The 23,462-nt window shown below is 62.4% G+C and carries 21 protein-coding genes; 7 read left to right on the top strand and 14 right to left on the bottom strand.

What is annotated here, in order from left to right:
- Positions 1–58: 58 nt before the first annotated feature.
- Positions 59–487, top strand: coding sequence for a (R)-mandelonitrile lyase (locus BLW71_RS31570; protein ID WP_091806555.1), 429 nt, complete (start codon positions 59–61; stop codon positions 485–487).
- 196 nt (positions 488–683) lie between these two features.
- Here BLW71_RS31570 and BLW71_RS31565 read toward each other — a convergent pair whose 3' ends face one another.
- The 4 genes from BLW71_RS31565 to BLW71_RS31550 form a co-directional block, all read right to left on the bottom strand.
- The gene (locus tag BLW71_RS31565) at positions 684–1,646 is read right to left on the bottom strand and encodes an AraC family transcriptional regulator (RefSeq protein WP_091806553.1); all 963 of its coding nucleotides are present in this window, start codon (positions 1,644–1,646) and stop codon (positions 684–686) included.
- Positions 1,647–1,725: 79 nt separating this feature from the next.
- Positions 1,726–2,820 (bottom strand): porin, encoded by a 1,095-nt coding sequence (locus BLW71_RS31560; RefSeq protein WP_091806550.1) that lies wholly within the window; start codon positions 2,818–2,820, stop codon positions 1,726–1,728.
- Between the two features lie 289 nt (positions 2,821–3,109).
- Complete coding sequence (locus BLW71_RS31555; protein ID WP_091806547.1) at positions 3,110–3,886, bottom strand: IclR family transcriptional regulator; 777 nt, start codon at positions 3,884–3,886, stop codon at positions 3,110–3,112.
- Positions 3,887–3,910: 24 nt separating this feature from the next.
- Positions 3,911–5,053, bottom strand: a complete 1,143-nt coding sequence (locus BLW71_RS31550; RefSeq protein WP_091809098.1) for an FAD-dependent monooxygenase — start codon at positions 5,051–5,053, stop codon at positions 3,911–3,913.
- Between the two features lie 283 nt (positions 5,054–5,336).
- Here BLW71_RS31550 and BLW71_RS31545 point away from each other — a divergent pair, with 283 nt between their 5' ends.
- The 3 genes from BLW71_RS31545 (at position 5,337) to BLW71_RS31535 (ending at position 9,151) form a co-directional block, all read left to right on the top strand.
- Positions 5,337–6,659: an aromatic ring-hydroxylating oxygenase subunit alpha gene (locus tag BLW71_RS31545; protein WP_091806544.1), complete on the top strand. Its 1,323-nt coding sequence runs from the start codon at positions 5,337–5,339 to the stop codon at positions 6,657–6,659.
- A 36-nt stretch (positions 6,660–6,695) separates the two neighbouring features.
- A complete protein-coding gene (locus BLW71_RS31540) occupies positions 6,696–7,688 on the top strand; it encodes a PDR/VanB family oxidoreductase (protein WP_091806541.1) in 993 nt (330 codons plus the stop codon).
- 68 nt (positions 7,689–7,756) lie between these two features.
- Positions 7,757–9,151 (top strand): MFS transporter, encoded by a 1,395-nt coding sequence (locus BLW71_RS31535; RefSeq protein WP_177205147.1) that lies wholly within the window; start codon positions 7,757–7,759, stop codon positions 9,149–9,151.
- 120 nt (positions 9,152–9,271) lie between these two features.
- On the opposite strand, the gene acnB is transcribed toward BLW71_RS31535, so the two are convergent.
- Entirely contained in the window at positions 9,272–11,857 is a 2,586-nt protein-coding gene (gene acnB / locus BLW71_RS31530; protein WP_091806536.1) for a bifunctional aconitate hydratase 2/2-methylisocitrate dehydratase, read from the bottom strand.
- A 670-nt stretch (positions 11,858–12,527) separates the two neighbouring features.
- Here acnB and BLW71_RS31525 point away from each other — a divergent pair.
- Positions 12,528–13,883, top strand: coding sequence for an epoxide hydrolase family protein (locus BLW71_RS31525; protein WP_091806533.1), 1,356 nt, complete (start codon positions 12,528–12,530; stop codon positions 13,881–13,883).
- A gap of 116 nt (positions 13,884–13,999) precedes the next feature.
- On the top strand, positions 14,000–14,566 hold the full coding sequence (locus BLW71_RS31520) for an isochorismatase family protein (protein WP_091806530.1): 567 nt from the start codon (positions 14,000–14,002) through the stop codon (positions 14,564–14,566).
- Positions 14,567–14,684: 118 nt separating this feature from the next.
- Here the strand turns inward: BLW71_RS31520 and BLW71_RS31515 are convergent, their stop codons facing one another.
- The 7 genes from BLW71_RS31515 to BLW71_RS31485 form a co-directional block, all read right to left on the bottom strand.
- Positions 14,685–14,924: a hypothetical protein gene (locus tag BLW71_RS31515; protein ID WP_091806527.1), complete on the bottom strand. Its 240-nt coding sequence runs from the start codon at positions 14,922–14,924 to the stop codon at positions 14,685–14,687.
- 43 nt (positions 14,925–14,967) lie between these two features.
- Positions 14,968–15,174, bottom strand: coding sequence for a hypothetical protein (locus tag BLW71_RS31510; RefSeq protein WP_091806524.1), 207 nt, complete (start codon positions 15,172–15,174; stop codon positions 14,968–14,970).
- Between the two features lie 157 nt (positions 15,175–15,331).
- Entirely contained in the window at positions 15,332–16,435 is a 1,104-nt protein-coding gene (locus BLW71_RS31505; protein WP_091806520.1) for a nucleoside hydrolase, read from the bottom strand.
- 122 nt (positions 16,436–16,557) lie between these two features.
- The gene (gene rbsK, locus BLW71_RS31500) at positions 16,558–17,490 is read right to left on the bottom strand and encodes a ribokinase (RefSeq protein ID WP_091806517.1); all 933 of its coding nucleotides are present in this window, start codon (positions 17,488–17,490) and stop codon (positions 16,558–16,560) included.
- Positions 17,491–17,550: 60 nt separating this feature from the next.
- Positions 17,551–18,552 (bottom strand): ABC transporter permease, encoded by a 1,002-nt coding sequence (locus tag BLW71_RS31495; protein ID WP_091806512.1) that lies wholly within the window; start codon positions 18,550–18,552, stop codon positions 17,551–17,553.
- Between the two features lie 2 nt (positions 18,553–18,554).
- Entirely contained in the window at positions 18,555–20,168 is a 1,614-nt protein-coding gene (locus BLW71_RS31490) for a sugar ABC transporter ATP-binding protein (protein ID WP_091806510.1), read from the bottom strand.
- A gap of 72 nt (positions 20,169–20,240) precedes the next feature.
- Positions 20,241–21,206, bottom strand: a complete 966-nt coding sequence (locus BLW71_RS31485) for a sugar ABC transporter substrate-binding protein (RefSeq protein ID WP_091806507.1) — start codon at positions 21,204–21,206, stop codon at positions 20,241–20,243.
- Between the two features lie 194 nt (positions 21,207–21,400).
- Between BLW71_RS31485 and BLW71_RS31480 the strand changes: the two genes are divergently transcribed.
- On the top strand, positions 21,401–22,273 hold the full coding sequence (locus BLW71_RS31480) for a LysR family transcriptional regulator (protein ID WP_091806504.1): 873 nt from the start codon (positions 21,401–21,403) through the stop codon (positions 22,271–22,273).
- Between the two features lie 37 nt (positions 22,274–22,310).
- On the opposite strand, the gene BLW71_RS31475 is transcribed toward BLW71_RS31480, so the two are convergent.
- Positions 22,311–23,165: a phytanoyl-CoA dioxygenase family protein gene (locus tag BLW71_RS31475; RefSeq protein ID WP_091806501.1), complete on the bottom strand. Its 855-nt coding sequence runs from the start codon at positions 23,163–23,165 to the stop codon at positions 22,311–22,313.
- 18 nt (positions 23,166–23,183) lie between these two features.
- Positions 23,184–23,408: a hypothetical protein gene (locus BLW71_RS41195; RefSeq protein WP_143048404.1), complete on the bottom strand. Its 225-nt coding sequence runs from the start codon at positions 23,406–23,408 to the stop codon at positions 23,184–23,186.
- Positions 23,409–23,462: the final 54 nt, after the last annotated feature.

Here is a 23,462-nt window from a genome sequence, read left to right as displayed (position 1 = left end):
GCTCCATGGCCGCACATGCATCGCGGTCACGCCCCCAATTCGTCAAAGGATCAGAACCATGACCCAGGAAGCTCAGACCATCGTCCGTAACGGCACCAAGCCGTCCATCAAAGGCCCTGAAAGCTGGTTCACCGGCGCCGTTCGTATCGACAGCCTCTTCCAGGCCGAGGCCCCGGCGCGCCTTGGCGGCGCCATCGTCACATTCGAGCCGGGCGCACGCACCTTCTGGCATACGCACCCGCTCGGGCAGACGCTGGTCGTGCTTTCAGGTGTAGGTTGGACGCAGTGCGAAGGCGGCTCGCGAACTGAAATTCGCGCTGGAGACGTCGTCTCGTGTTCGTGCGGCAAGCGGCACTGGCATGGCGCTGCTGCGACAACGGCAATGTCGCATCTTGCGGTCACCGAAATGCTCGATGGCAAAAACGTCGAGTGGATGGAGCCGGTGACTGATGAGCAGTATCACGCGGGCCCGCTCGTTACTGAGTAACTTGGCGTTTTTCGTTTTTATCGTTCTGGGGAAAGCTGAGGGGCGATACATCAGCTCTATGGGCAGGGATTTTTTCAGTCAATTTGATTGCATGAGTCCATGTCTGTTCGCCAATCGATCCGAACGAAACGCTCGTAATCGATGACTCGATTGCTTCAAGTTGGTCGCTTCCCAGCGCATGTCACGCGCAAGAGACTCAACTTTGCCTGGCCATGTCGTTCAGTGCGTGCGCACTGCGGGCGTAACGCCTCGGAGCCATCCCTGACCACCGATGAAATGCTCGCGCAAACGCTTTCTCGGAGGTATAGCCAACCGTTTCCGCGATCTCGATCAGCGTGCGTTTGCCTCGCTTCAATTCGCCGCTCGCGAGATACATCCGATAGGCGGTCAGATGGCCGATTGGCGTGTCGCCGACCACGTCCATAAAACGCGCGCTGAAGCGCGAGCGCGACATGCCCGCCGCCGCCGCGAGCCCCGCGACACTCCATTCCCGACACGGCTCCCGATGAATCAGCGCCACCGCGCGTCCGATCTGAGGATCGGCTAGACCGCGCAGCCAGCCGGAATGATTCGCGGTCGACTGCAGATGCGCGCGCAGCAACTGAACGAACAGCACGTCCGAAAGCCTCGAGGCCGCGATCGCCCAGCCGGGTTGGCAGGCCATCGATTCCTGAATGAAGCTTTGCAGTGTGCTGGCGAGCCAGGGCGCCACGGCCGGATCGTCTGCGCGAACGTGGATCAACGTCTGCAACACTGAGAAAAGCGGACTGCGAATGATGTCGCGATAGACCACGATGCCCGTATAGAGCTCGCTGGTCGCGCCGCCGCCGCCCGCGGTGAATTCGAGCGGCGTATCGAAGCGTGGATAAATGCCCTTGTCGGCCATCAGCGAATCGAACGGGACCGGCGGTTCGTCGGGCGCCGATGCCATGATGTGTTCGTTGCCATGCGGCAGCAACACGAAATCCCCCGGTTTCACGTATACCGGTGACTCGCCTTCGACCATCAGATAAAACGGACTGCCGGTGCACATGCGAAATGCGGCGCCAGACACGGCGGGTTTGCGGATCGCCCACGGCGCACTCAACGTGAACCGCCCGGTGACGACCGCGTCCGCACGCAGGTCAGCAAGAATGTCGCTCAGCAGATCTGTTGCCATAGTGATACTCCGTGGATCGCACCGTGATGCCGACTGCGCGGTGGATCCAGCGGTCAGGTCCTCGCGAAGCGCCGCGCGCTCAGAAACGCTGCTGGATGCCGGCCATCACGCCGAGCTGGTTTTGCCCCGCGCCGACCGACCCGCCCGCGGCGACGGCAGCCGCGCCGCGCGAGCTATTCGTCACGTAGCCGACCGACGTGTACACCGTGGTGCGCTTCGACAGCAGGTAATTCACGCGCCCAACGAATAACGTGGAGTCCGATGTCTCGCGCAGCAAATAACGCAGCGCCTGGGCATCAAATGATAACGCCGGTGTCGCATAGTACGAAGCGCCGAGAAAATAAATATCGGACTGGCTGTGCGCAGCCGCCGACGTATTGCGGCGAATCCAGCCGCCGCCCACTTTTGCGGAACCGAACTTCGCGTACGCATCCACAATCGTGCGCGTATCGGTGTACGCCGCGCTCGATAGTGGCGCGGACGCGCCCGTGCCGCCGCGCATCACGTCATATGAAGCGGCAGCGCCGAATTGCGGCGCGTCGTACGCGAGCATCATGGTGTATTGCCGGCATGCGACCGGGTCGCCCGCCACATTGCCGGCGCAGTTGGTCGCGGACGGACCGGCGGGGCCCGCCGCGTCACGCCCAGTGCTATAAGTTCCACCCACGGTAAAGCCGTTGAACTTGCCCAGGTAACCCGCTGCGTTGTCGCTGCGCGCGTTCGGCAAATAGCTGTCGAAGCTCGCCATGGAATGGATCGACGGGCCGATCACGTCCGCGTTCAACAGCACGTACATCGACATGTTCATCTGCCGGCCGAGCGTCAACGCGCCGTACGGAGAACTGACGCCGACGTTCGCCTGACGCCCGAACAGGCGTCCGCCGTAGTTGAGCGCGCCGCTATTGAGCGCAAAGCCATTTTCGAGCACGAAGAACGTCTTGTAGCCCCCGCCGAGATCCTCGGTGCCGCGCAGTCCGAAGCGCGACGGCACTTCACCCGTCAGCGAAGGCATGCCGATGACAGAACCGCCGCTCGCTGCTTTGTTGTAGTACTGGACGCCTGTGTCGACAATGCCGTACAGCGTCACGCTGCTTTGCGCCTGTGCGCCGCCGCTGGCGAATGCTGTCACTGCTGCGAGCCATGTCGCGGAGAGAACCGATCGTGTCACCTTCATTTTTCACCAAGCCTTTTATGCAGCAATGCTTATCATTGTGGGTTTGGAGTCGGTCACGACAACCGGCCTCCCCGAAAATGCGCGTCTCGAACAGCTGTGTGTTCTTATGGCCGCACATCGCGCATCGGCCGCCGGCGGTTCGACACGAACCGGCGAGCAGATGGGGGGATTCTTGGCGACGCAAAAAAGCACGCCAAGGACCGTGGCTCCCGAAAAAGTATCCGATCGTCTCGTTTTGAAATTAAGCAACGGCTCCATGGCGGAGCCTGATCCGCATACGGAACAAGGGCTACAGACTCGAACGGGAGAGCGCGTCTGCGGCGGCTTTCACGCTGGCTTCGGCGGCGGCGCGCAGCGTCTCATCCGCGGAAAAAGCGCTGTTCGGGCCCGCGACGCTCAATGCCGCGACCACGATGCCCCGGCTGTCCCTGACCGCCGCCGCGCACGAATCGATGCCCGCTTCGAGGCCGGAGAAACTCCAGGCGCAGCCGTTCGCGCGCACGGTGTCGAGCGCTGCGGCCAGTGTGTCCCAGTCGGGCCGGTCCTCGTCTTCGGGATAGCTCGCGTAGAGCGCGTCGAGCGCCGCCGGCGCGAGGCCGGCGAGCATCGCGAGCCCAGGCGTCGCGCGATGTGCGGGAATCCGGCTACCCACGCGAATCCGGCTCACGAGTGGCATGTCCGGCGTCTCGCACAGCAGATAGACGATCCGGGGTCCTTCGAGCACCGCGAGATACGCCGACAGGCCGGTTTTCTCCACCAGTCCGGGCAGTATCTGGCGCGCTCGCGCCGTCAGGTCAGAGCCGCCGAGCGCGCTCGCCGCGAGCGTCAGAAACGGCATGCCGAGACGATGTGATCCACCCTGCGGGTTCGCCTCGATCAGCTCTGCGGCCTTGAGCGACTCGAGCAGGCGCATCACCGTCACGCGGTTCACGTTGATCTGTCGCGCCACGTCGCTCAGATTAGCGGTCGAGCCACCTTCGGCGATGAACCGCAGCAAACGGAACGCGCGTTCCACCGGCGAAGCGGAATTGTCGGCGGGCTTTGGGGTGTCGGGTGTCTCTGTCATCGAGGCATGTTCAGTGGTGAGCGGCTACGCCAGTTCGCGAGCCTGTTCCGGCAGCGGTACGGTCCACGCATCGTAGCCGTACACCCAGTCGGCGTTGCCGCCGGCCTTGAGCCAATTATTGCCGCGCGACCCGATCTGGATTTGCGCCGTGCGCGACTGACGCGCCTCGGCATAACGCGCCAGCGCCGCGCCGAGGCCGTCCGGGCCGATGTCCTTCAGTGCGCGCGAGAGCACTACGGCATCTTCGATAGCCATGCCTGCGCCTTGCGCCATGAACGGCATCATCGGATGGCAGGCGTCGCCGAGCAGCGCCATACGTTGACCGGTCCACTTCGGCAGCGGATCGCGAATATACAACGCCGACGCGAGCACGGTGTCACACGCGGCGAGCAACGCGCGGGCTTCCGGATGAAAGGCCGCATACGCCTCGCGCAACGCGTCCGGGTCGCCGGGCGTGGTCCACGATTCGTGGGTCCAGTCGGCCTGTGACGTGGTCGCGAAGATGAACACGTCGCGGCCACGGTTCAGCGGGAATGTGACGATCTGCAGATCGTCGGTCGGCCCCCACCATTTGACGAACGCGCCAAGATCGCCACCCGAGAGCCGCTCGGCCGGCACGACCGCGCGGTACGACACGATGCCGGTGAACTGCGGGCGTTCGTCGCCGAACAGGAACTTGCGCACACCCGAATGGATGCCGTCCGCGCCGATCAGCAGGTCGAATGCGTGGGTCGAGCCGTCCGCGAGCCTGACCGTCGCACTGTTCCCGGTTTCGCCGAACGTCTCCGTGCGCTTGCCGAGGTGAAGTTCGCCGGGCAATAGCGCCTGCTCGAGCGCCGCCATCACGTCCGCGCGATGCATGGTCAGTTGCGGCGCGCCGTATTTGCGTTCTGCCTCGTCCGACATGGCCAGCCGCGAGGTTTCCTCGCCGGTGTCCCACATCCGGCTGATCCGCGCGCTCGGACGCGCCGCCGTCTCGCGCAACTGCGCGCCGACGCCGAGTCCGTCGAGCGCGCGCACCGCGTTGGGCGTCAGGTTGATGTCCGCGCCGACGCGCCCGAAGCGCTCCGCCTGTTCAAACACGGTGACCTGATGCCCCGCCTTGCGCAATGCGATTGCTGCGGCCAGCCCGCCAATTCCGCCACCGATGATCCCGATCTTCAGCATGTCCATCCTCACGTTATGACGTTCTATATGTTCAATATTGAACATATAGAACGTAAATGAACAGTCATTCTGAGGCGGATTGTTTTTGACAGCAAGCGGGAAAGACCAGGAAAAACCCGCCCCTCGGCGTCAGGCAAGCGGATAGGCACGCGAGACGAACGGCAACCTTTTTGGATTTTGGAGAGGTTGTGCAACGCCGGGCCCGTCGCGAAGAATTCACACATCGCCGGCAGTGCATGGCTCATGCGCCAAGCCGCGTTTCCAACGTTCGAGGACACAGGACATGTTGAGTCAGGAAAAAAACAATCTACTCACCCAGGTGGGTCCGGGCACGCCGATGGGCGACTACTTGCGCCGCTACTGGCACCCGGTCGCGGGCGTCAGCGAGTTCGATCAGAAATCGGTGCGACCGATCCGGTTGTTCGGCGAGGACCTCGTGCTCTTCAAGGACCTGAGCGGCACGTTCGGCCTCGTGCAGCGCCGTTGCCCGCATCGCAACGCCGATCTCGCGTTCGGTTTCGTCGAGCAATGCGGCTTGCGCTGCGCGTATCACGGCTGGGAATTCGATGCGAGCGGCCAATGCACGCACCAGCCGTATGAAGAGATCGTGGACGTCGACGCGCGGCTGCGTCAGAAGACAAAGATCACCGCGTACGAAGTGCGCGCGAAGGCCGGCATGATCTGGGCCTACATGGGCCCCGCGCCCGCGCCGGAATTGCCGGACTGGGAGCCGTTCAACTACACGAATGGCTTCGCGCAGGTCGTGATGGCGGAAGTTCCGTGCAACTGGTTTCAGTGCCAGGAGAATTCGATCGATCCGATCCACTTCGAATGGACGCACAACAACTGGACCGAGCGGCAACAGGACAGCCAGTCCGAACACGTGCCGACGCACTTGCGCACGCTGTACGAAGAGTTCGATTACGGCTTCATCTACAAACGTCTGCGCGCGCACGAAAACGAGGAGAACCCGATGTGGACCACGGGCCGCGTGACTCTGTGGCCGAACGGCTTTTACCTTGGACACCATTTCGAATGGCGCGTGCCTATCGACGATGAAAACACGTTGAGCCTGCTGTGGGTATTCAACAAGGTGCCGAAGGAACAGGAGCCCTATGTTCAGCAACACATTCCTTCGTGGTATGGGCCAGTGCGCGACGAAAACGGCGAGTGGATCACGAGCCACGTGGCAAACCAGGACTTCGCCGCATGGGTCGGCCAGGGCGCGATCACCGACCGCACCAAAGAGACGCTGGGCGCGAGCGATCGCGGCATTGTGATGTTGCGCCGGCGCTTCTTCGAGGAACTCGAAGCGGTGGCCGAGGGCAAGACGCCGAAGGGTTTGATTACCGACAGCGCCGCGAATCACAACGTCTATTTGCCGTCGGCGTGCCGCGACGAAATGCTGAACGGCATGACGCGCGAAGCGCTCGCCGCGCATCCGCTGCTCGGCGCCTATCTGCGCGATTTCATCGGACAGTACGGACAACCCGAAGAAGTTCGGGAAGCGTATGAGGCGGCGATCGGACAGAAGGTCAATCGCGCGCGCTTTTTCTCGGTGCACGGTGCGCGTCAGAAAGACGAGCGCGAAACCGAGACGTCCTGATTGCGCGGCGCAGTCATCTATCGAGAGTATGAACACATGGACGAACAATCAGTTGCCGGCGGCGCGGCGCGCCCTGGCGCGAGCCTCAGTGCACGGGTTCGCACGATCCGCCATGAAGCCGCGCGGGTTCTGAGTATCGAACTCGTACCGGTGGAAGGCACCGTGTTTCCGCCTTTCACACCGGGTGCGCATATCGATCTGCATTTGCCGAACGGCATCACGCGCAGCTATTCGCTCGTCAACTCGCCGGACGAAAGCGCTCGCTATGTAATCGGCGTGCTGGACGATGCAAAGAGTCGCGGCGGTTCGCGCTACGTGCATGAGCAATTGCGTTGCGGCACGACGATCCAGATCGGCAAGCCGCGCAACAACTTCGCGCTCGATGAACAGGCAAGTGGGACCGTGCTGGTTGCGGGCGGCATCGGCATCACGCCGATGCTGTGCATGTACCGCCGTTTGCGTCAGACGCGCAAGGACGCGTGTCTCGTGTATTGCGCGCGCACTCGTGCGCAAGCGGCGTTTCTCGACGAACTGGCGGCGCTGCGCGGCGACGTGATTCTGCATTTCTACGACGAACACGACGGACGCCCATTCGATCTCGCCGCATTCCTCGCGCAACAACCGGCTGGCGTTCACGCCTACTGCTGCGGACCGGGCGCGATGCTGAGCGCGTTCGAAGCGGGCTGCGCCGTTGCCGGCATTCGCAACGTGCATATCGAGCGCTTTGCCGCGAGCCTTCCTGTCGCCGATACGCAGCAGCCGGGCTACTCGGTGACGCTCGCGCGCAGCGGCAGAGAACTCGTCGTACCGGCGGGCAAAGCGCTGCTGGACGTGTTGCTAGAAGCCGGCGTCGATGTCGAATACAGCTGCCGCGAAGGACTGTGCGGCGCATGCGAAACCCGCGTGCTGAGTGGTTGCCCGGACCACCACGATTCCGTACTGACGCAATCCGAGCGAGCCGCCGGCAAGGTAATGATGATCTGCGTCTCCCGCGCGAAGAGCGAATCGCTGACTCTCGACCTGGCCTGAATTTCATCTAAAGCCGCGTTCTTCCCCGCAGTATCCCTTTCGAGGACATGATGGAAATCTCAAGCACAATGAAACAGAACGACGCTGACGTCGTCACGCGCGCAAGCGGTCTGCATGACGCGGCGACCATCTCGGCGAGAATCGAACGTTTGCCGCTCACACGCTGGCATACACGGGTGCTGGGAGTCATAGGCTTCGTCCACATGACCGATGCGTTCGACGCGTTGACGATCGCTTTCGTCATGCCGGTGCTGATCGGCCTGTGGCATTTGACGCCCGCGGACGCGGGTTGGCTGGTCTCGGGCGGCTATGTCGGGCAGACCATCGGCGCACTGTTTTTCAGCGCCGCCGCCGAACGCTTTGGGCGCTTGCGCGTGCTGCGCTGGATTCTCGTGATTCTGGCGCTGGGCAGTCTCGCATCGGCGTATGCGCCCAGCTATGCGGTATTTATCGCGTTGCGGTTCTTCCAGGGCATTGGGCTCGGTGGCGAGTCGCCCGTCTCGGCCACTTACATGAACGAACTGTGCCCCGCGAAAACACGCGGCCGGTTGATCTTCATTCTTCAATCGACGTTTGCGGTCGGCAATCTGATTGCCGCGATTGCCGCGATGTGGCTGATTCCCACCTATGGATGGCAGGCGATGTTCGTGGTCGGCGCGCTGCCTATCGTGCTCGCGGCGATCCTGCCGCGCACCGCGCCTGAATCGCCGCGCTGGCTTGCGATCAACGGACGCGCTGCCGAAGCAAATCAGATCGTCGAACGCATCGAACAATCCATGCCCGCTTCCGACTATGCGCGCCTGCCCGCTTTGCAAATTGTCGAAACCCAACCCGACGGAAAGAAGGAGTCGTTTCGCGCGCTATTCAAGGCTGGTTTTGCGGCGCGCACGTTGGTGGTGTGGGTGATGGCCTGCTGCGCGAGTCTGACGACGTACGGCATTCTGGTCTGGCTGCCGTCGCTGTACCGGACGGTTTATCACTTGCCGCTCAATGTCGCATTGCGCTATGGAATGGTGAGCATGATCGCGACGTTCATCGGCACGGTGATCGGCGTATTCGTGATCGACTATCTCGGCCGCAGGAAGACTTTCGCCATCGCCTTTCTCGGCGCGGCGGTCCCGATGCTCTATCTCGCCTTCAGCGGTGCGCGCGTACCCGCCGAACAGGTATTGGTCCTGGCGTCGATCAGCGTTGCCATGATTGCGATCGTCCAGTGCGGAGTCTATGTCTATGCGCCCGAAGTGTATCCGACCCGAATCCGCGCCAGCGGCGCCGGCGCTGCGTCCGCCATCACAAGGCTTTCGTCAGTGGTCGGTCCGGTCATTATCGGCGGACTGCTGACGTATCTGAGCGTTGAAGCGGTATTTGGCTATTTCGCCATCGTCTCGGTGCTCGGGTCGATTGTGGTCGGCGCCTTCGCGATGGAAACGGGCGGCCGCATGCTCGACGAGATTTCAAAGTAGGCGTCGGCCGTTTCGGTCGCTCTCCGGCGCCGCAAAAAAATGGCGCCGCAGGCCTTTCAGCCTGCGGCGCCACTCTGCAGCGCTACGACCAGAACAACACGTCGTAGCCCGACAGCACGCTTACATCTGCACGGTGTCGGCCACTTCCTTGAAGTCTTCGATCTGGTCGAAGTTCATGTATTGGTAGATCTTGTCGCCGTTGGCAGTGAGCACGCCCATGTCTGCCATGTACTCTTCCTTGCTCGGGATCTTGCCCAGACGCGAGCAGATCGCCGCCAGTTCCGCCGAGCCGAGATACACGTTCGTGTTCTTGCCCAGACGGTTCGGGAAGTTACGGGTCGAGGTCGACATGACCGTCGCGCCTTCGCGCACCTGAGCCTGGTTGCCCATGCACAGCGAGCAGCCCGGCATTTCGGTACGGGCGCCGGCTGTACCGAAGACGCCGTAGTGGCCTTCCTCGGTCAACTGCTTCTGGTCCATCTTGGTCGGCGGGGCCACCCACAGCTTGACGGGGATGTCGCGCTTACCTTCCAGCAGCTTCGATGCGGCACGGAAGTGACCGATGTTGGTCATGCACGAGCCGATGAACACTTCGTCGATTTTGGCACCGGCCACGTCCGAGAGCGTCTTCACGTCGTCCGGATCATTCGGGCAGGCCACGATCGGCTCGTGAATGTCGGCGAGATCGATCTCGATGACGGCTGCGTACTCGGCGTCGGCATCCGGCGACAGCAGTTGCGGGTCAGCCAGCCACTGCTCCATTGCCTTGATGCGGCGCTGCAGGCTGCGCGGGTCCTGGTAGCCCTCGGCGATCATCCACTTCAGCAGCGTGACGTTGCTGTTGAGGTATTCGATGATCGGTTCCTTGTTCAGGTGGACCGTGCAACCGGCGGCCGAGCGCTCGGCGGAAGCATCCGACAATTCGAACGCTTGCTCGACCTTCAGTTCGGGCAGGCCTTCGATTTCGAGAATCCGGCCCGAGAAGATGTTCTTCTTGCCTTGCTTGGCCACCGTCAGCATGCCTTGCTTGATGGCGTAGAGCGGAATCGCGTTGACCAGATCGCGCAGGGTCACACCCGGCTGCATTTTGCCCTTGAAGCGGACCAGCACCGATTCCGGCATGTCCAGCGGCATCGTGCCCGTGGCGGCGGCAAACGCGACCAGGCCCGAACCGGCCGGGAAGCTGATACCGATCGGGAAGCGCGTGTGCGAGTCGCCGCCGGTGCCCACAGTGTCGGGCAACAGCATGCGGTTCAGCCACGAGTGGATCACGCCGTCACCCGGGCGCAGCGCGATGCCGCCACGGGTGCTGATGAAGTTCGGCAGGGTATGGTGGGTCTTCACGTCCACCGGCTTCGGATAAGCCGCGGTGTGGCAGAACGACTGCATGACGAGGTCGGCCGAAAAGCCCAGGCACGCCAGGTCCTTGAGTTCGTCGCGGGTCATGGGGCCGGTGGTGTCCTGCGAGCCGACCGAGGTCATTTTCGGTTCGCAGTACGCGCCCGGACGGACGCCCTGGCCTTCCGGCAGGCCGCAGGCGCGGCCGACCATTTTCTGGGCCAGCGAGAAGCCTTTGCCGCTGTTGACCGGCTGCTGCGGCAGGCGGAACAGGGTCGACGGGGGCAAGCCCAGCGCTTCACGCGCCTTGCTGGTCAATCCACGGCCGATGATCAGCGGAATGCGGCCGCCGGCGCGCACTTCATCGAACAGCACGTCGGACTTGACCTGAAACTCGGCGATCACTTCGCCGTTCTTCAGCGCTTTGCCTTCGTACGGGCGCAGTTCGACCACGTCGCCCATTTCCATCTTCGACACATCGAGTTCGATCGGCAGGGCGCCGGCGTCTTCCATGGTGTTGTAGAAGATCGGGGCGATCTTACCGCCCAGGCACACGCCGCCGAAACGCTTGTTCGGGATGAAGGGAATGTCTTCACCCGTGAACCACAGCACCGAGTTGGTGGCCGACTTGCGCGAGGAGCCGGTGCCGACCACGTCGCCCACGTACGCGACCAGGTGGCCCTTTTCCTTCAGCGACTCGATGAACTTGATCGGGCCACGCTTGCCGTCTTCTTCCGGCGTGATACCGGGACGCGCGTTCTTCAGCATGGCCAGCGCGTGCAGCGGGATGTCCGGGCGGGTGGTGGCATCCGGGGCCGGCGACAGGTCGTCGGTATTGGTTTCGCCCGTCACCTTGAAGACGGTGATAGTCAGGCTTTGCGGCACTTCCGGACGGCTGGTGAACCATTCGGCCTCGGCCCAGCTTTGCATCACGGCCTGGGCGTGCGCGTTGCCCTTGTCGGCCAGTTCCTTGACGTCGTGGAACTGGTCGAACATCAGGAGGGTTTTCTTCAGCGCGTCGGCAGCTACGGCGGCGACTTCGGCGTCGGACAGCAGCTCGATCAGCGGCTGGATGTTGTAGCCGCCCAGCATCGTGCCCAGCAGTTCGGTGGCGCGGGCGCGCGAAATCAGCGCGCAGGCGGTCTGGCCTTTGGCGACGGCGGCAAGGAAACCTGCCTTCACGCGGGCCGCTTCGTCCACGCCGGCGGGCACGCGGTGGGTGAGCAGGTCGAGCAGGGTCTGCTCTTCACCGGCCGGCGGATTCGCCAGAAGCTCGACCAACTCGGCGGTCTGCTGAGCCGTCAGCGGCAGGGGAGGAATGCCGAGCGCGGCGCGTGCGGCCGCGTGAACACGATAGTTTTCAAGCATGGGAAACCTGCTGGTATTTGCGTTTCAGGGGATAGCTTGCAAGGCACGCCGAGACTGTGCCGGGCACTGTTTTCAACGCGATTTTAATAGGATCCGGCGGCAAGGTCAAATGTCTTATGTCTTATATAAGAGTTGAAAACGCGGGCAGCAGGGAGACGATGGCGGCGGAGTCGCCGAATGGACTGTCAAAACGCGGGTTGCGCGACGGCGGCATGCAACCACTCCGGCCCATCCATGGACACAGACACAATCAGCATCATGAATGCGCTCAAAGCTGCTCTGCCAATTGCGGCACCGCCTCAATCCGCTCCGCATCAGGCGGAAATCGCGCGAGCACAATGACCGCTTGTATTGCAATGTATCTTTAGAACAGGTTGATACAGCCGTACACAAAAAGCACCGTTCCCGACACATGCGGGATATATCCGTGCGCTCGAATACGGACATCGGGCGTTGGGCTCGTGCGGCAATGCATCTGCGTGTGCCACATCAGGTTGAGCGTGACTCTACGCATGCTTTTGGACCGACTTCCAGGAAGCCGGCGGAGTACCTCCGCGCACCCCAACGCGTCCGTGTCGAGCGCTCTGTGCGTCGAGTGATGCCAGCAGTGGCTCGCAGGACCACGTCGCCATTGATCAGGAACTTGTCTTCGTCACGATTTAGAGGCCCTATGTCAGACAACACCTCTCCCCAATCGCCGTCTCGCCGTCATTTCGTTGGCGTCGTGGCGGCTACCGTTGCGGCCGGCTCATTGAGCCAGTTCGCGGTTGCAGAAACGAACCCGGCTACCGCTCAGGTCGCTCAAGCGGCCGACGGCGACAAAACAGCTATTCGTCGACTTCGTGTACACGTACCTGAATCGCAGCTTGTCGATTTGCGAAGGCGCATCAAGGCAACGCGGTGGCCTGAACGGGAGACGGTTGCCGACGACTCCCAAGGCGTGCCGCTCGCGATGGTGCAGGAACTCGCGCGCCATTGGGCAACGGACTACGACTGGCGCAAATGTGAAGCGAAGCTGAATTCCCTGCCGCAGTTCGTAACCGAGATCGATGGGCTGGACATTCATTTCATCCACGTTCGGTCGAAGCACGGGAATGCGATGCCGCTCATCGTCACGCACGGGTGGCCCGGGTCGGTCATCGAGCAGTTCAAGATCATCGATCCGTTGACCAATCCAACGGCCTATGGCGCGAGTGCGTCGGATGCGTTCCATCTGGTCATTCCGTCGCTGCCCGGCTACGGTTTTTCAGGCAAACCGGCCACGACCGGTTGGGGGCCGGAGAAGACAGCGCGCGCCTGGGTCGTGCTGATGAAACGCCTTGGTTACGAGAAATTCGCCGCACAAGGCGGCGACCTGGGCGGCGTTGTCTGCAACGTAATGGGTAAGCAGGCGCCACCGGAATTGTTGGGCATTCATGTCAACTTTCCCGCCACCGTTCCCGCTGAAATAGCAAAGGCGCTTCAGGCCGGCGATCCGACGCCCGCCGGCCTCCCGGATGACGAACGGCACGCTTATGAGCAGCTGGCCAGTGCGGCCAGGAAAAGACGCGCCTACGCGCTGGAGATGGGGACGCGTCCACAAACGCTATACGGATTGTCCGACTCGCCCGTGGCGCTGGCGAGCTGGCTTCTCGATCACGGCGACGGCTATGTTCAGCCAGCGGCGGCGTTGACCTCGGCCGTGTTTGGGCATCCCGTCAATGGTGAGTCCGCGGGCGAATTGACCCGCAACGATGTCCTCGACGACATCACGCTCTATTGGTTGACGAACACGGGCATTTCCGCCGCGCGCTTTTATTGGGAGTCTCATTTCAACTTTCTGGCCAGCGCCGATGTATCGGTTCCCGCTGCCGTGAGCGTTTTTCCTCGCGAGAATTATCAGGCACCGAGGAGTTGGACCGAGCGTGCGTATCACAAGCTTGTCTATTACAACCGGCCCGACAAGGGCGGACACTTTGCGGCCTGGGAACAGCCGCAGTTGTTCGCAGAGGAGGTTCGTGCAGGGTTGAGGCCGCTGCGGCAATAGCGGAGATGTCAGCAAAGGGCGGCCGTAGCCGCGCGCTTGAGTTATTCTCCATGAGACCTGAAACGCAGAATTTCTCTCGCTGTGTTTGCGATTCAACCGAACCGACTCGAGACTCCATGACTACGCTCGTCAATCGCCCGAATACCGCCCTCATCGTCATCGATCTTCAGAACGGCGTCGTCGCTCAAGCCTATCGCCGCCAGGAAGTGCTGCGCGCAGTCAACATGCTCGTCGAGAAAGCGCGCAGCGCGAACGTACCGCTCGTTTGGGTCCGCCACGGTGACGAAGAGCTGGAACCTGGCAGCGGCCCGTGGCAGATCGTCGACGAGCTGTCGCCACGACACTCGGAGGCGATTATTGAAAAGAGCTACCGCGACGCGTTCGAAGGCACTAACCTCGAGCATGTGCTATCGACGCTTGCTGTCGGTAAGCTCATCGTGACCGGCGCGCAAACCGACATGTGTATTCGTTCGACGCTGCACGGCGCGCTCGTGCGTGGCTATGACGCGATTCTGGTCAGCGACGCTCATACGACGGTCGACATGACGTCATGGGGCGCGCCTCCACCGGACGGAGTGATCGCACACACGAATCTCTATTGGAGCAATCAACGCGCGCCGGGGCGCAAGGGCGGCGTGGTCGAGAGCAAAGACGTGGATTTCGCGCTCCTGGCAGGCTCCTGAATCCACATAGTGTGTGGCCTGAGCCCAAACACGAGACGGAAATGCCAACCCGCATTTCACGCCGCTATTTGAATGCAAGCGATAAAAGCTAGCGGATCACAGCTCCCGACAAACAGACTCAAGAAAACAGCGACAAAGATTCGACCGCCGTCTGGCGCTGACGCCGCGGATGCGTGGACCGACTGGATCGTCTCGGCGCTGTCTCGCCGACCGAGCCGAGCGCCCGGTTCAGATCCAGCAGTGCCTTGCAAACCGATTTGCGATCGGGCATTCCCACCAATGCCAGTTCAAGCCGGCTCAGCAGTTCCGGCAGACTCGATGCTCCACCCATCTTTACCGCGACCTTCCGTTTCCGCATAAGACCGCTCCCTGATTCTGCTCACACCGCTGTGGCGACCGGATCAGAACAACTGCGCGCCGAGTTCACACAGGCTAGCCCACTTCACGGTACTGACGAATGCCCTGCCCGTGGTGTCGAGCGATTCGATCATTGCCCGCTGCCCGCGCGCTTCTGCAACGACGCGGACGATGCGTGTCTGGTAGCGCAGCAGCGCACCGATCGGCGGACACAATATTTGACGGCGAACCCGCGATCGTTTCGTTTCCATACCACCATTGCTATTCGTAGAGATATCCAAACCGCTTGCAGACTCGCGACACATGACGGCATCCGGGCACCCTATTTTGCCAGGTCAACGGCCATGAGTCCAGGCATACGACGAGAACTGCCGCCACTGCCGCCGGCAACCGGCAACCGGCACGACATCACGGCAACGTAATCGGCACGGGTCGCGTCAGCAGATCAACATAAAGGCTGAAAAACCGGTTGTTATCGAACTGCGTCACGTAGGTGATTTTCTGCGGAGAAGCGCCCGCTGCCGGCTGATCGGGATACACCATCACATGCCCCTGATCTTCGCCGCTCGCCGTGTCGATATCGAGGTAGGCGCTTTTAGTTTGCGTGGCGTAACCAGGATCGAGAAAGTACGCAATAGTCAGCGTATCGAACAGATCGGTATGACTCGCGAATGCACCCGCATTGGCAATCCCATACGCCTTCGTCACCGCGGTCTGCTTGTTCGGGTCATTGACGATCTGGTCATACACGCTTTGCGTCAGCGGCACCGTATTCGTCACGTCGAGGGGAATCACGGCTTGGGGAATCGGCGTTTGCAACACCGTGCGTACCGCGAGCGGATCGAACCACCAGTTCAACTCCCCGACGGCGTTAGCATTGCCCGGCACAGCCATCGCGCCGCCCATATAGACGATCCGCTTGATCAGCGGCACGATCTCCGGCGCTTTCATGATCGCTGTGGCGAGGTTGGTAGGGGGTCCCACTTCGAGAATGGTGACCTGGTTCGGATAACGCTTGATGGTCTGAATCATGAAATCCGCAGCGCTCTGCGTCTGCAGTTTCGTCGACACCGCGAAGCCATCCGGCGGAGCCACTAGCTGCGACTGCTGGGTAGGCTCGGGGCGGCTCCATGCCCCAAAATAGCCTTGCGGGTTAGCCGCCTGCTGGGCGCGAATACTGGCCACATCGTAGTGCAACGGATAATCCGCGCCGCCGTAGACACCCACCACGTTCTGCACGCCCATGCGCTCCACTGCCTTGATCGCATCCGATTCTTCCTGAAGCAGCCAGTCGTTGCCGGTAACGACAGTGAGTCCGAGCAGATTGACCTTGCCCTGTCCCATCAACTGCGTGGTCATGGCGAACAACTGGCCGTCGTCCCCCATCGTATTGAAGTCTGAATCGATGATGATCTTCGGCGCGTTAGCGAGAGGATCCGTGGTCGATATACTTCCTCCGCACGCAGCGAGACCCAGCGACATCATCAGTATGCCTATACATTGTGATCTCATGTTTCGTCCATTCGAGAGCGTGATTGATAAGGGAACACCATCGCGAGATGGTGCCGATAAATCAACGTCGAGCCACCGAAAGTGGCAGTACGGACCGCCTCATGTCACAACCGGCATCCGTGTCAGGCGGCGCTATCCACTTCCGCGCGAGTGGGTATTGAAGGCTGCGCGCCGGCACGCGTCACGGAAATCGCCGCCGCGCGTTGCGCGAGGTTGATCGCGCCTTCCAGCGGCTGCCGTGAGGCGAGTTGCGCGGCAAAGACGCCGATAAACGTGTCGCCGGCCGCCGTGGTGTCGACTGCTTGCACTTGCGGCGCGGGAAAATGCATGCCCTCGCCGCCTTCCACGAGGAGATAAGCCCCCTGCGCGCCGAGCGTGACGATCACATTGCGCGCGCCGCCTCTTTGCAGCTCCGTCGCCGCGCGGCGGGCGCCGCTTTGCGATTCGACGGGCAGGCCGGCCAGGATCGCGGCCTCGACCTCGTTCGGCACGAGGTAGTCGACGAGCGGCAGCCATTCCGCCGGCAACGGCCCCGTTGCCGGCGCCGGGTTCAACACGGTGATCTTGCCGAGCCGCCGAGCCAGTGCGAGCGTCGCGTGGACGGAATCCCACGGCGTTTCGAGCTGGCAGACCACGACATCGCACGCCTTAATGGCCGCCTCATGGCGAGCCACGCTCTGTGGCGTGAGTTCGCCGTTGCTACCCGCGACCACGACGATCGTATTCTGCCCGTCGTCCGACACCGTTACCATGGCAACGCCGGTGGGCTGGGTCGGATGAACCTCGACGCCGCTGCAGTCGATACCTTCCGCTTCCAGATCCTTGACCCGCTGCGCGCCGTTCGCGTCTTTCCCGACACATCCGACCATGGCCACCTGCGCGCCGATGCGCGCGGCCGCGACAGCCTGGTTCCCGCCCTTGCCGCCGGCAACCTGCGAGAACTCGTGCCCGCCGATCGTCTCGCCTGGGCGCGGCAAATGCGGCGCACGGGCGACCAGATCCGTATTGATGCTGCCGACCACCAGAACGCGACCCTGCTTAGTTTCTTTTGACACTTTTAATTACTCCCATCCCACGCAACACGATTGCGGCCCACCATTCACCGAATGATCCGATTATGCGGCGCGACGCCGGCTTCGATAAGTATCCAGCACGACGGCGACGACAATGACAGCTCCCGTAATAATGCGCTTGGTCGGCTCAGTCGCGCCGATCTGCGCGAGCCCCGCGGCAAGCACCGAGATGATCAACACGCCAAAGAAGGTGCTCGTCACCGAACCGCGCCCGCCCATCAAACTCGTTCCGCCGATAACCACCGCCGCGATCACCTGCAATTCGATACCCTGCCCGGCATTCGGATCGGCGGCCTCGAGCCGCGAAATCTGGAACAGTGAAGCAAGGCCGGCCAGCAGACCCATCATCGCGAATACCGCAATCTTGTAGGGCCTCGGATTGACGCCCGCAAGGCGCACCGCCTCCTCATTCGTGCCGATGCCGACCAGATAGCGGCCGAAGACCGTGCGCGTGAGCACGAACTGCGCGGCGACCATCACCACAATGGCAATGATGAACGCCGGCGAAATGCCGAACGCGATGGGGTTGGAGAGAAAATCGAACGCGTCGCCGATATAGGCCGTGCGCGAGTTGGTCAACTGATACGCGAGACCCCGCGCCGCCTCCAGCACGCCGAGCGACACGATGAACGACGGAATCCGCCAGGCCACCGTGATCGCGCCGGTCACGCAGCCCGTCAGGGTCGCGCCGGCCATGCCGAGCAAGGCCGCGGGCAACGCCGCCCAATGCCACTGCAAGGCCGCGACGCTCGTGAGCGCCGCGCCGAGCGCCAGCACCGAGCCGATCGACAGATCGATGCCGGCAATGATCAGCACGAAGGTCATGCCGATCGACATCACGACGAGATCGGGAATCTGGTTCGCGATCGTGCTGAATGTGTCGTAGGTCAGGAAGTGCGAACTCAGCAGCGAGAACAGTACGATCATCCCGAGGAGCGCGCCGAGCAGTCCGATGTAGTTCGAAAAGCCGAGGCGCGTGCCGAGCGGCTTTGCATGCTTGGGTGGTTCGTTCTGCACTGTAGGCAGGCTGGTTTCTACGGTCATGCTCAATACTCCACAAATTTGCTTTCGTCGGGCGCTTTGGCGTCGGGTTTGATCGGCTCGCGCAGCAGGTCCTCGCGCTTCGCGTAGCCTGCGAATGCCGCGGCCAGCAGGGCGTCCTGAGTCCAGTTGCCGCGTTCGAACAGGCCCGTCATCCGTCCCGCCGACATCACGCCGATCCGGTCGCAAATCGCCATCAATTCGCGCAGATCGCTCGATACGACCACGAGAGCACGGCCTTCGCGGGCCAGCGCGCCCATCAATGCATAAATATCGAACTTCGCGCCGACGTCGATGCCGCGCGTGGGTTCGTCAAATAGCAGCACCGTGCAATCGCGCGCGAGCCACCGGCCGATCACCACCTTCTGCTGGTTGCCGCCGGACAGCTCCGACACCGGCTGCGACGGCCCGGCGCTGCGAATGCGCATGGCGTCGATCTGCTGGTGCGCCAAGGCCGCCTCGCGACGGCCGTCCACCACACCCTTGCTCGACACGGCGCGCAGGTGGCCGAGCGAGATGTTGGCGGCGATCGGCTGGGTCAGCAGAAGCCCCTCGCCTTTGCGATCTTCAGTGATCAGTGCGATGCCGTGCTTCACGGCGTCCGATGGCGAGGCGATCGCCACGGGTACGGGCGAACCGCCTTCACGTCGGATCGAGACGCTGCCGGCGTCCGCGCGGTCCGCGCCATAAATGAGCCGCATCAGCTCCGTGCGGCCTGCGCCAATCAGGCCGCTGATGCCGAAAATCTCGCCGGCCTTGACCTCGAAGGACACGTCGCGCACCACCGGCTCGCGCGTCATGCCGCTGACCTTGAACGCCACCTCGCCGATGCGCCGCTCGCCGAGATCGATCCTGTCGCCGATATCGCGGCCCACCATCAGCGTCACGAGACGATCGGTCGTGAGGTTGGCCATCTCGTCGACATGCACGAGGCGGCCGTCGCGCAACACGGCAGCGTGCCGCGCGATTCGCTTCAATTCTTCGAGCCGGTGCGAGATATACACCAGTGCCACGCCGCGCGCCTTGAGCCGCTCGACCTGCTCGAACAGCAGATCGACTTCGCGCGCGGTCAACATCGCGGTCGGTTCGTCGAGAATCAGCACGCGACAGTCGCCGATCAGATTGCGCGCGATCTCGACCATCTGCTGATGCCCGATACCGAGCGTGCCAACCAACGTGTCGGGATCGATCGCGTCGAGTCCGACTTGCGCCATGGCGTGCCGCGCGTCTTCGCGCAGTTTGGCGCGGTCGATCCAGCCGAACATGCCGCGCCGCGGCAAGCGGTTCAGAAACAGATTCTCTGCCACCGTGAGCGTCGGCAGGAGGTTCAACTCCTGCATGACCATGCGCACGCCGAGCGCCTCGGCGTCCTTGCGGCTGGCCGGCGCGTACGCCGCGCCGCCGAGAGTCATCGAGCCGGTAGTCGGCGTAACGAGGCCACCTATGATTTTGGACAAGGTGCTCTTGCCCGCGCCGTTCTCGCCGGTCAGCGCGAGCACTTCGCCCGCGCGCAGTTCCAGCGATACGTCGGCGAGCACGGGTTCGGCATAGGTCTTGCCGATGCCCTGAACACGGAGCACGGGCGGGGCATCGGCAAGGGAGGGAATGGGAATGGACATCGGATAGATCGAGCTGGACAGAAATCAGTCAGCGTGGCCCCTTGACGGAGCGGGCCACGCGTTGCACCACGCTTACTTGGTGACCAGATCGACAGGCGTTTCGACGACGCCGGACAATTCAGACTGTTTCTTGTGTGCGGAGAGTGCTTTCAAAGCCGTGTCGATACCGAACACAGCCTGCTTCGCGGCGTACTGATTGGCGGTGGCGAGAACGCGGCCGTCGGCGAGCATGGGCTTGATCGCATTGATGTCGTCGTAGCCGACCACCTGCACCTTGCCGGCCTTGCCGGCCGCGCGCACGGCCGATACGGCGCCGATCGCCATGTTGTCGTTGCCGCACAGCAAGGCCTTGACGTCCGGATTCGCGTTGAGGATCTGGCTCGCCACGGCGTTGCCCTTGTCGATTTCCCATTCGCCCGATTGCAGCGAGACGACCTTCATGCCGCCCGCCGCCATGGCCTGCTTGAAGCCGGCAGTGCGTTGCTGCGCATTGGTCGTGGTCGAGACGCCTTCGATAATGCCGACGTTGTCACCCGACTTCAGGTGCTTGGCCAGGTAGTCGCCGACCTTCTGTGCGCCCTTCGCGTTATCCGGCCCGACGAACGGGATATTCAGGTCTTTCGATTTGAGGACGTCGCCGTCCAGCTTGTTGTCGATATTGACCACGATGATGCCGGCGTCGACCGCTTTCTTCAGAACCGGCACGAGCGCCTTCGAGTCGGCCGGTGCAATCACCAGCGCGTCGACCTTCGAGACGATCATCTGCTCGACGATGCGGATCTGGTTCGCGGTGTCCGTCTCGTCCTTGATGCCGTTGGTGACCAGGTCGAATTTCGCCGGATTCTGCTTCTGATAATCCTTGGCGCCCGTTTCCATGGTCAGGAAAAATTCGTTCGCCAGCGACTTCATGACAAGCGCAACTTTCGGCTTATGCGCGGCCTGGGCGAATGCCGCCGGCATCGGCAAAATCGACACGGCGAGGAAAGCCGCGCCGGCTGCGATGGCGCGACGCCGCGCCGGTAGAAAATGGCGAATCATTGATGTCTCCGTATCGCTCGTTCGGTCTACTGAGAGCCGATGAGTCGTGTGATGGGCAGGAACGCCGCACTTGCCACGCCATGCCGGACCTTGCAGGTCTCGTCGTGTGATGCCGGGCAAGTATGGCCAGATCCAATCCTATCCTCGCGAACTGCGTTATGCTATGCCAAATTTCAAAACCTATCGTTTCAAAAATGGAACACGTCGATTGGGACGACCTTCGAATTCTGGTCGCAATCGCCCGCGAGGGAACGATGCGATCCGCCGCGGCGGCGTGCGACCTGAGCGCGCCAACCTTGTCGCGCCGCCTCACCGAGCTGGAAAGGCGGCTGGGCGAACCGCTCGTCGACCGGGTGCCGTCCGGCTGTACCATGACCGCGTTCGGCGCCCGGGTGTTGGCCTGGGCGGAGCAGATGGAGGACCTGGCTCACCAGATCGAACGCGCCGCGGACGTGAATGGCGGCGCGGCTGCGCACGGCACGGTGCGGATCAACGCCGTCGAGTGGCCGTCGTACATTCTGCTGAAGCTGCTCGGCTCGTTTCAGGACAGGCTGCCCGGGCTCGCGATCGAAGTGCTCACTTCGCGCCGCCCCTATAGCCTTGCACGTCGCGAGGCGGACATCGCCCTGTGGTCCGAGTGCCCGGAAGAAGGTGACCTGTATGTTCGGCGGATCGGGCGGATCCGCTTCGGGCTCTACGGCTCGCGCGACTACTACCTTCGCCACCGCGCGGCGATCGTGAAGAAGGAGTGGGACAAGCTGTCGTTCGTCGGTTACGACGACCGGCAGCCCGATCACCCGGCCACGCAATGGCTGAAAACGCTGCCGGGCGCCCCGGCGCCGTCGCTGCGCAGCAGCTACGGCATGGGCGTATTCGACGGCGTTCTGGGCGGCTCAGGACTCGGCGTCCTTGCCCAACTGGCCGGTGACACGACGAGCGACCTCGTCTGCGTGGAGAAGCATATCAAGTCGCTCGATCAGGACGTGTGGATGGTGCTGCATCCGGCATTGCGCGACAGCGAGCGGATCCGGACCGTGGCTAACCTGATTGCGGAGATTTTCCGCTAGCGTCACTTTATTCCGGCAAGCGCGGTCGCGCCCTGCCTCAACGCATCGCATTCTTGCGACCCTCGGCGTTGGTCGCCACGGCGATCTCGTCGAGGTTCTGCGGGTAGGGGAAATTGAGGCCGAGCAACTGACGCATGGTCGGACTCGCCCGTTTGACGAACTCTTCGCCGACCATTGCGCGCAGGTCTTCCATCGGCTTCACGAACTTGGGCAAGTACTGGATCAGCACGGCGCTGCGATCCTGCGTGCTGCGATTGGGCATCGCGCAATGCCAGGTCGCGCCGAAGAACACGATGGCATCGCCCGGCTCGGCCGTCATGCGTTGGCAACGCTCAAAGAACCGGTCGCCTTCCGCCGGATAGCGCAATTCGTGCTGCGTGTGCGGCACGAACGCCGTCGCGCCGGTCTCGGCCGTAAAGGAGTCGAGCGGAATCGTCACCTGCGCATTGAGCGGGAACGACGTGTTGATGCCGAGCGGAAACGTGTCCGGCATGTGGTAGTCCCAGTATGGATAGTCGATGTGCGGTTCCTGGCCGGGCCCGCCGGGCAGAATACGGTTGGCCGCGATCGAGCCCATGATGAAGTCGTCGCCGAGAAAGCGGCGCATCGCATCCACGATCACAGGCTGCTCCGACATCTCGGAGAATACGTCGCCCTTGGCGAGCAGATTCCACACGCGCCGCTGCAAGTGAAGCCGCTGTTCTTCCGCGGCCTGCCCCTGAAAATGCGTGACGGTTTGCGCGCGATCTTCCGAATGAGCCATCACCACGCGGCGTGCCTCCGCCACCTGGCTTTCGCTGAACAGTCCGCGTAGGCATATCGCGCCGGGACCACGCGTCAGAGCCTCGACTACCACGCCCGGTGTCGCGTCATTCGTTTCGATCCTGTCCACGACTGTCTCCTGTGAGCCTCACCGCGTTGCAGCGGCGTTTGAGGTCAAGCATAGAAGACAATCCGGCGCATCTGCAAGAATAATTGCCAAATAAATAATAATAGAATTTATTTTCCATTTCGATGGCGTATTGCGCTCGGTTCCCATGCTGTCGCGCACGCTGTCGACCGTTGTCCGTCTTGCCTTTCCGAACATACGTATAACCGACACAACCGGTCGAATTTCACGGATGATGAGGTCCATCGCCGCCCTGTCACATCACAACACGAGCGCCTCACGCTCGTCCGTTTTCAGGAG

The sequence above is a fragment of the Burkholderia sp. WP9 genome, from assembly GCF_900104795.1.
Lineage (GTDB): Bacteria > Pseudomonadota > Gammaproteobacteria > Burkholderiales > Burkholderiaceae > Paraburkholderia.
Note: the sequence above shows the minus strand (reverse complement) of the source record. Positions and strands in the feature narration are given on the sequence as shown.

Bases quoted from the DNA above. Each gene is read 5' to 3' on its own strand.
- BLW71_RS31525 (WP_091806533.1), top strand. From the start codon at position 12,528: ATGTCAGACAACACCTCTCCCCAATCGCCGTCTCGCCGTCATTTCGTT.
- BLW71_RS31515 (WP_091806527.1), bottom strand. From the start codon at position 14,924: ATGCGGAAACGGAAGGTCGCGGTAAAGATGGGTGGAGCATCGAGTCTG.
- BLW71_RS31505 (WP_091806520.1), bottom strand. From the start codon at position 16,435: ATGAGATCACAATGTATAGGCATACTGATGATGTCGCTGGGTCTCGCT.
- BLW71_RS31495 (WP_091806512.1), bottom strand. From the start codon at position 18,552: ATGACCGTAGAAACCAGCCTGCCTACAGTGCAGAACGAACCACCCAAG.
- BLW71_RS31570 (WP_091806555.1), top strand. From the start codon at position 59: ATGACCCAGGAAGCTCAGACCATCGTCCGTAACGGCACCAAGCCGTCC.
- BLW71_RS31560 (WP_091806550.1), bottom strand. From the start codon at position 2,820: ATGAAGGTGACACGATCGGTTCTCTCCGCGACATGGCTCGCAGCAGTG.
- BLW71_RS31480 (WP_091806504.1), top strand. From the start codon at position 21,401: ATGGAACACGTCGATTGGGACGACCTTCGAATTCTGGTCGCAATCGCC.
- BLW71_RS31520 (WP_091806530.1), top strand. From the start codon at position 14,000: ATGACTACGCTCGTCAATCGCCCGAATACCGCCCTCATCGTCATCGAT.
- BLW71_RS31485 (WP_091806507.1), bottom strand. From the start codon at position 21,206: ATGATTCGCCATTTTCTACCGGCGCGGCGTCGCGCCATCGCAGCCGGC.
- BLW71_RS31510 (WP_091806524.1), bottom strand. From the start codon at position 15,174: ATGGAAACGAAACGATCGCGGGTTCGCCGTCAAATATTGTGTCCGCCG.
- BLW71_RS31490 (WP_091806510.1), bottom strand. From the start codon at position 20,168: ATGTCCATTCCCATTCCCTCCCTTGCCGATGCCCCGCCCGTGCTCCGT.
- BLW71_RS41195 (WP_143048404.1), bottom strand. From the start codon at position 23,408: ATGGACCTCATCATCCGTGAAATTCGACCGGTTGTGTCGGTTATACGT.
- acnB (WP_091806536.1), bottom strand. From the start codon at position 11,857: ATGCTTGAAAACTATCGTGTTCACGCGGCCGCACGCGCCGCGCTCGGC.
- BLW71_RS31545 (WP_091806544.1), top strand. From the start codon at position 5,337: ATGTTGAGTCAGGAAAAAAACAATCTACTCACCCAGGTGGGTCCGGGC.
- BLW71_RS31565 (WP_091806553.1), bottom strand. From the start codon at position 1,646: ATGGCAACAGATCTGCTGAGCGACATTCTTGCTGACCTGCGTGCGGAC.
- BLW71_RS31535 (WP_177205147.1), top strand. From the start codon at position 7,757: ATGAAACAGAACGACGCTGACGTCGTCACGCGCGCAAGCGGTCTGCAT.
- BLW71_RS31540 (WP_091806541.1), top strand. From the start codon at position 6,696: ATGGACGAACAATCAGTTGCCGGCGGCGCGGCGCGCCCTGGCGCGAGC.
- BLW71_RS31555 (WP_091806547.1), bottom strand. From the start codon at position 3,886: ATGACAGAGACACCCGACACCCCAAAGCCCGCCGACAATTCCGCTTCG.
- BLW71_RS31550 (WP_091809098.1), bottom strand. From the start codon at position 5,053: ATGCTGAAGATCGGGATCATCGGTGGCGGAATTGGCGGGCTGGCCGCA.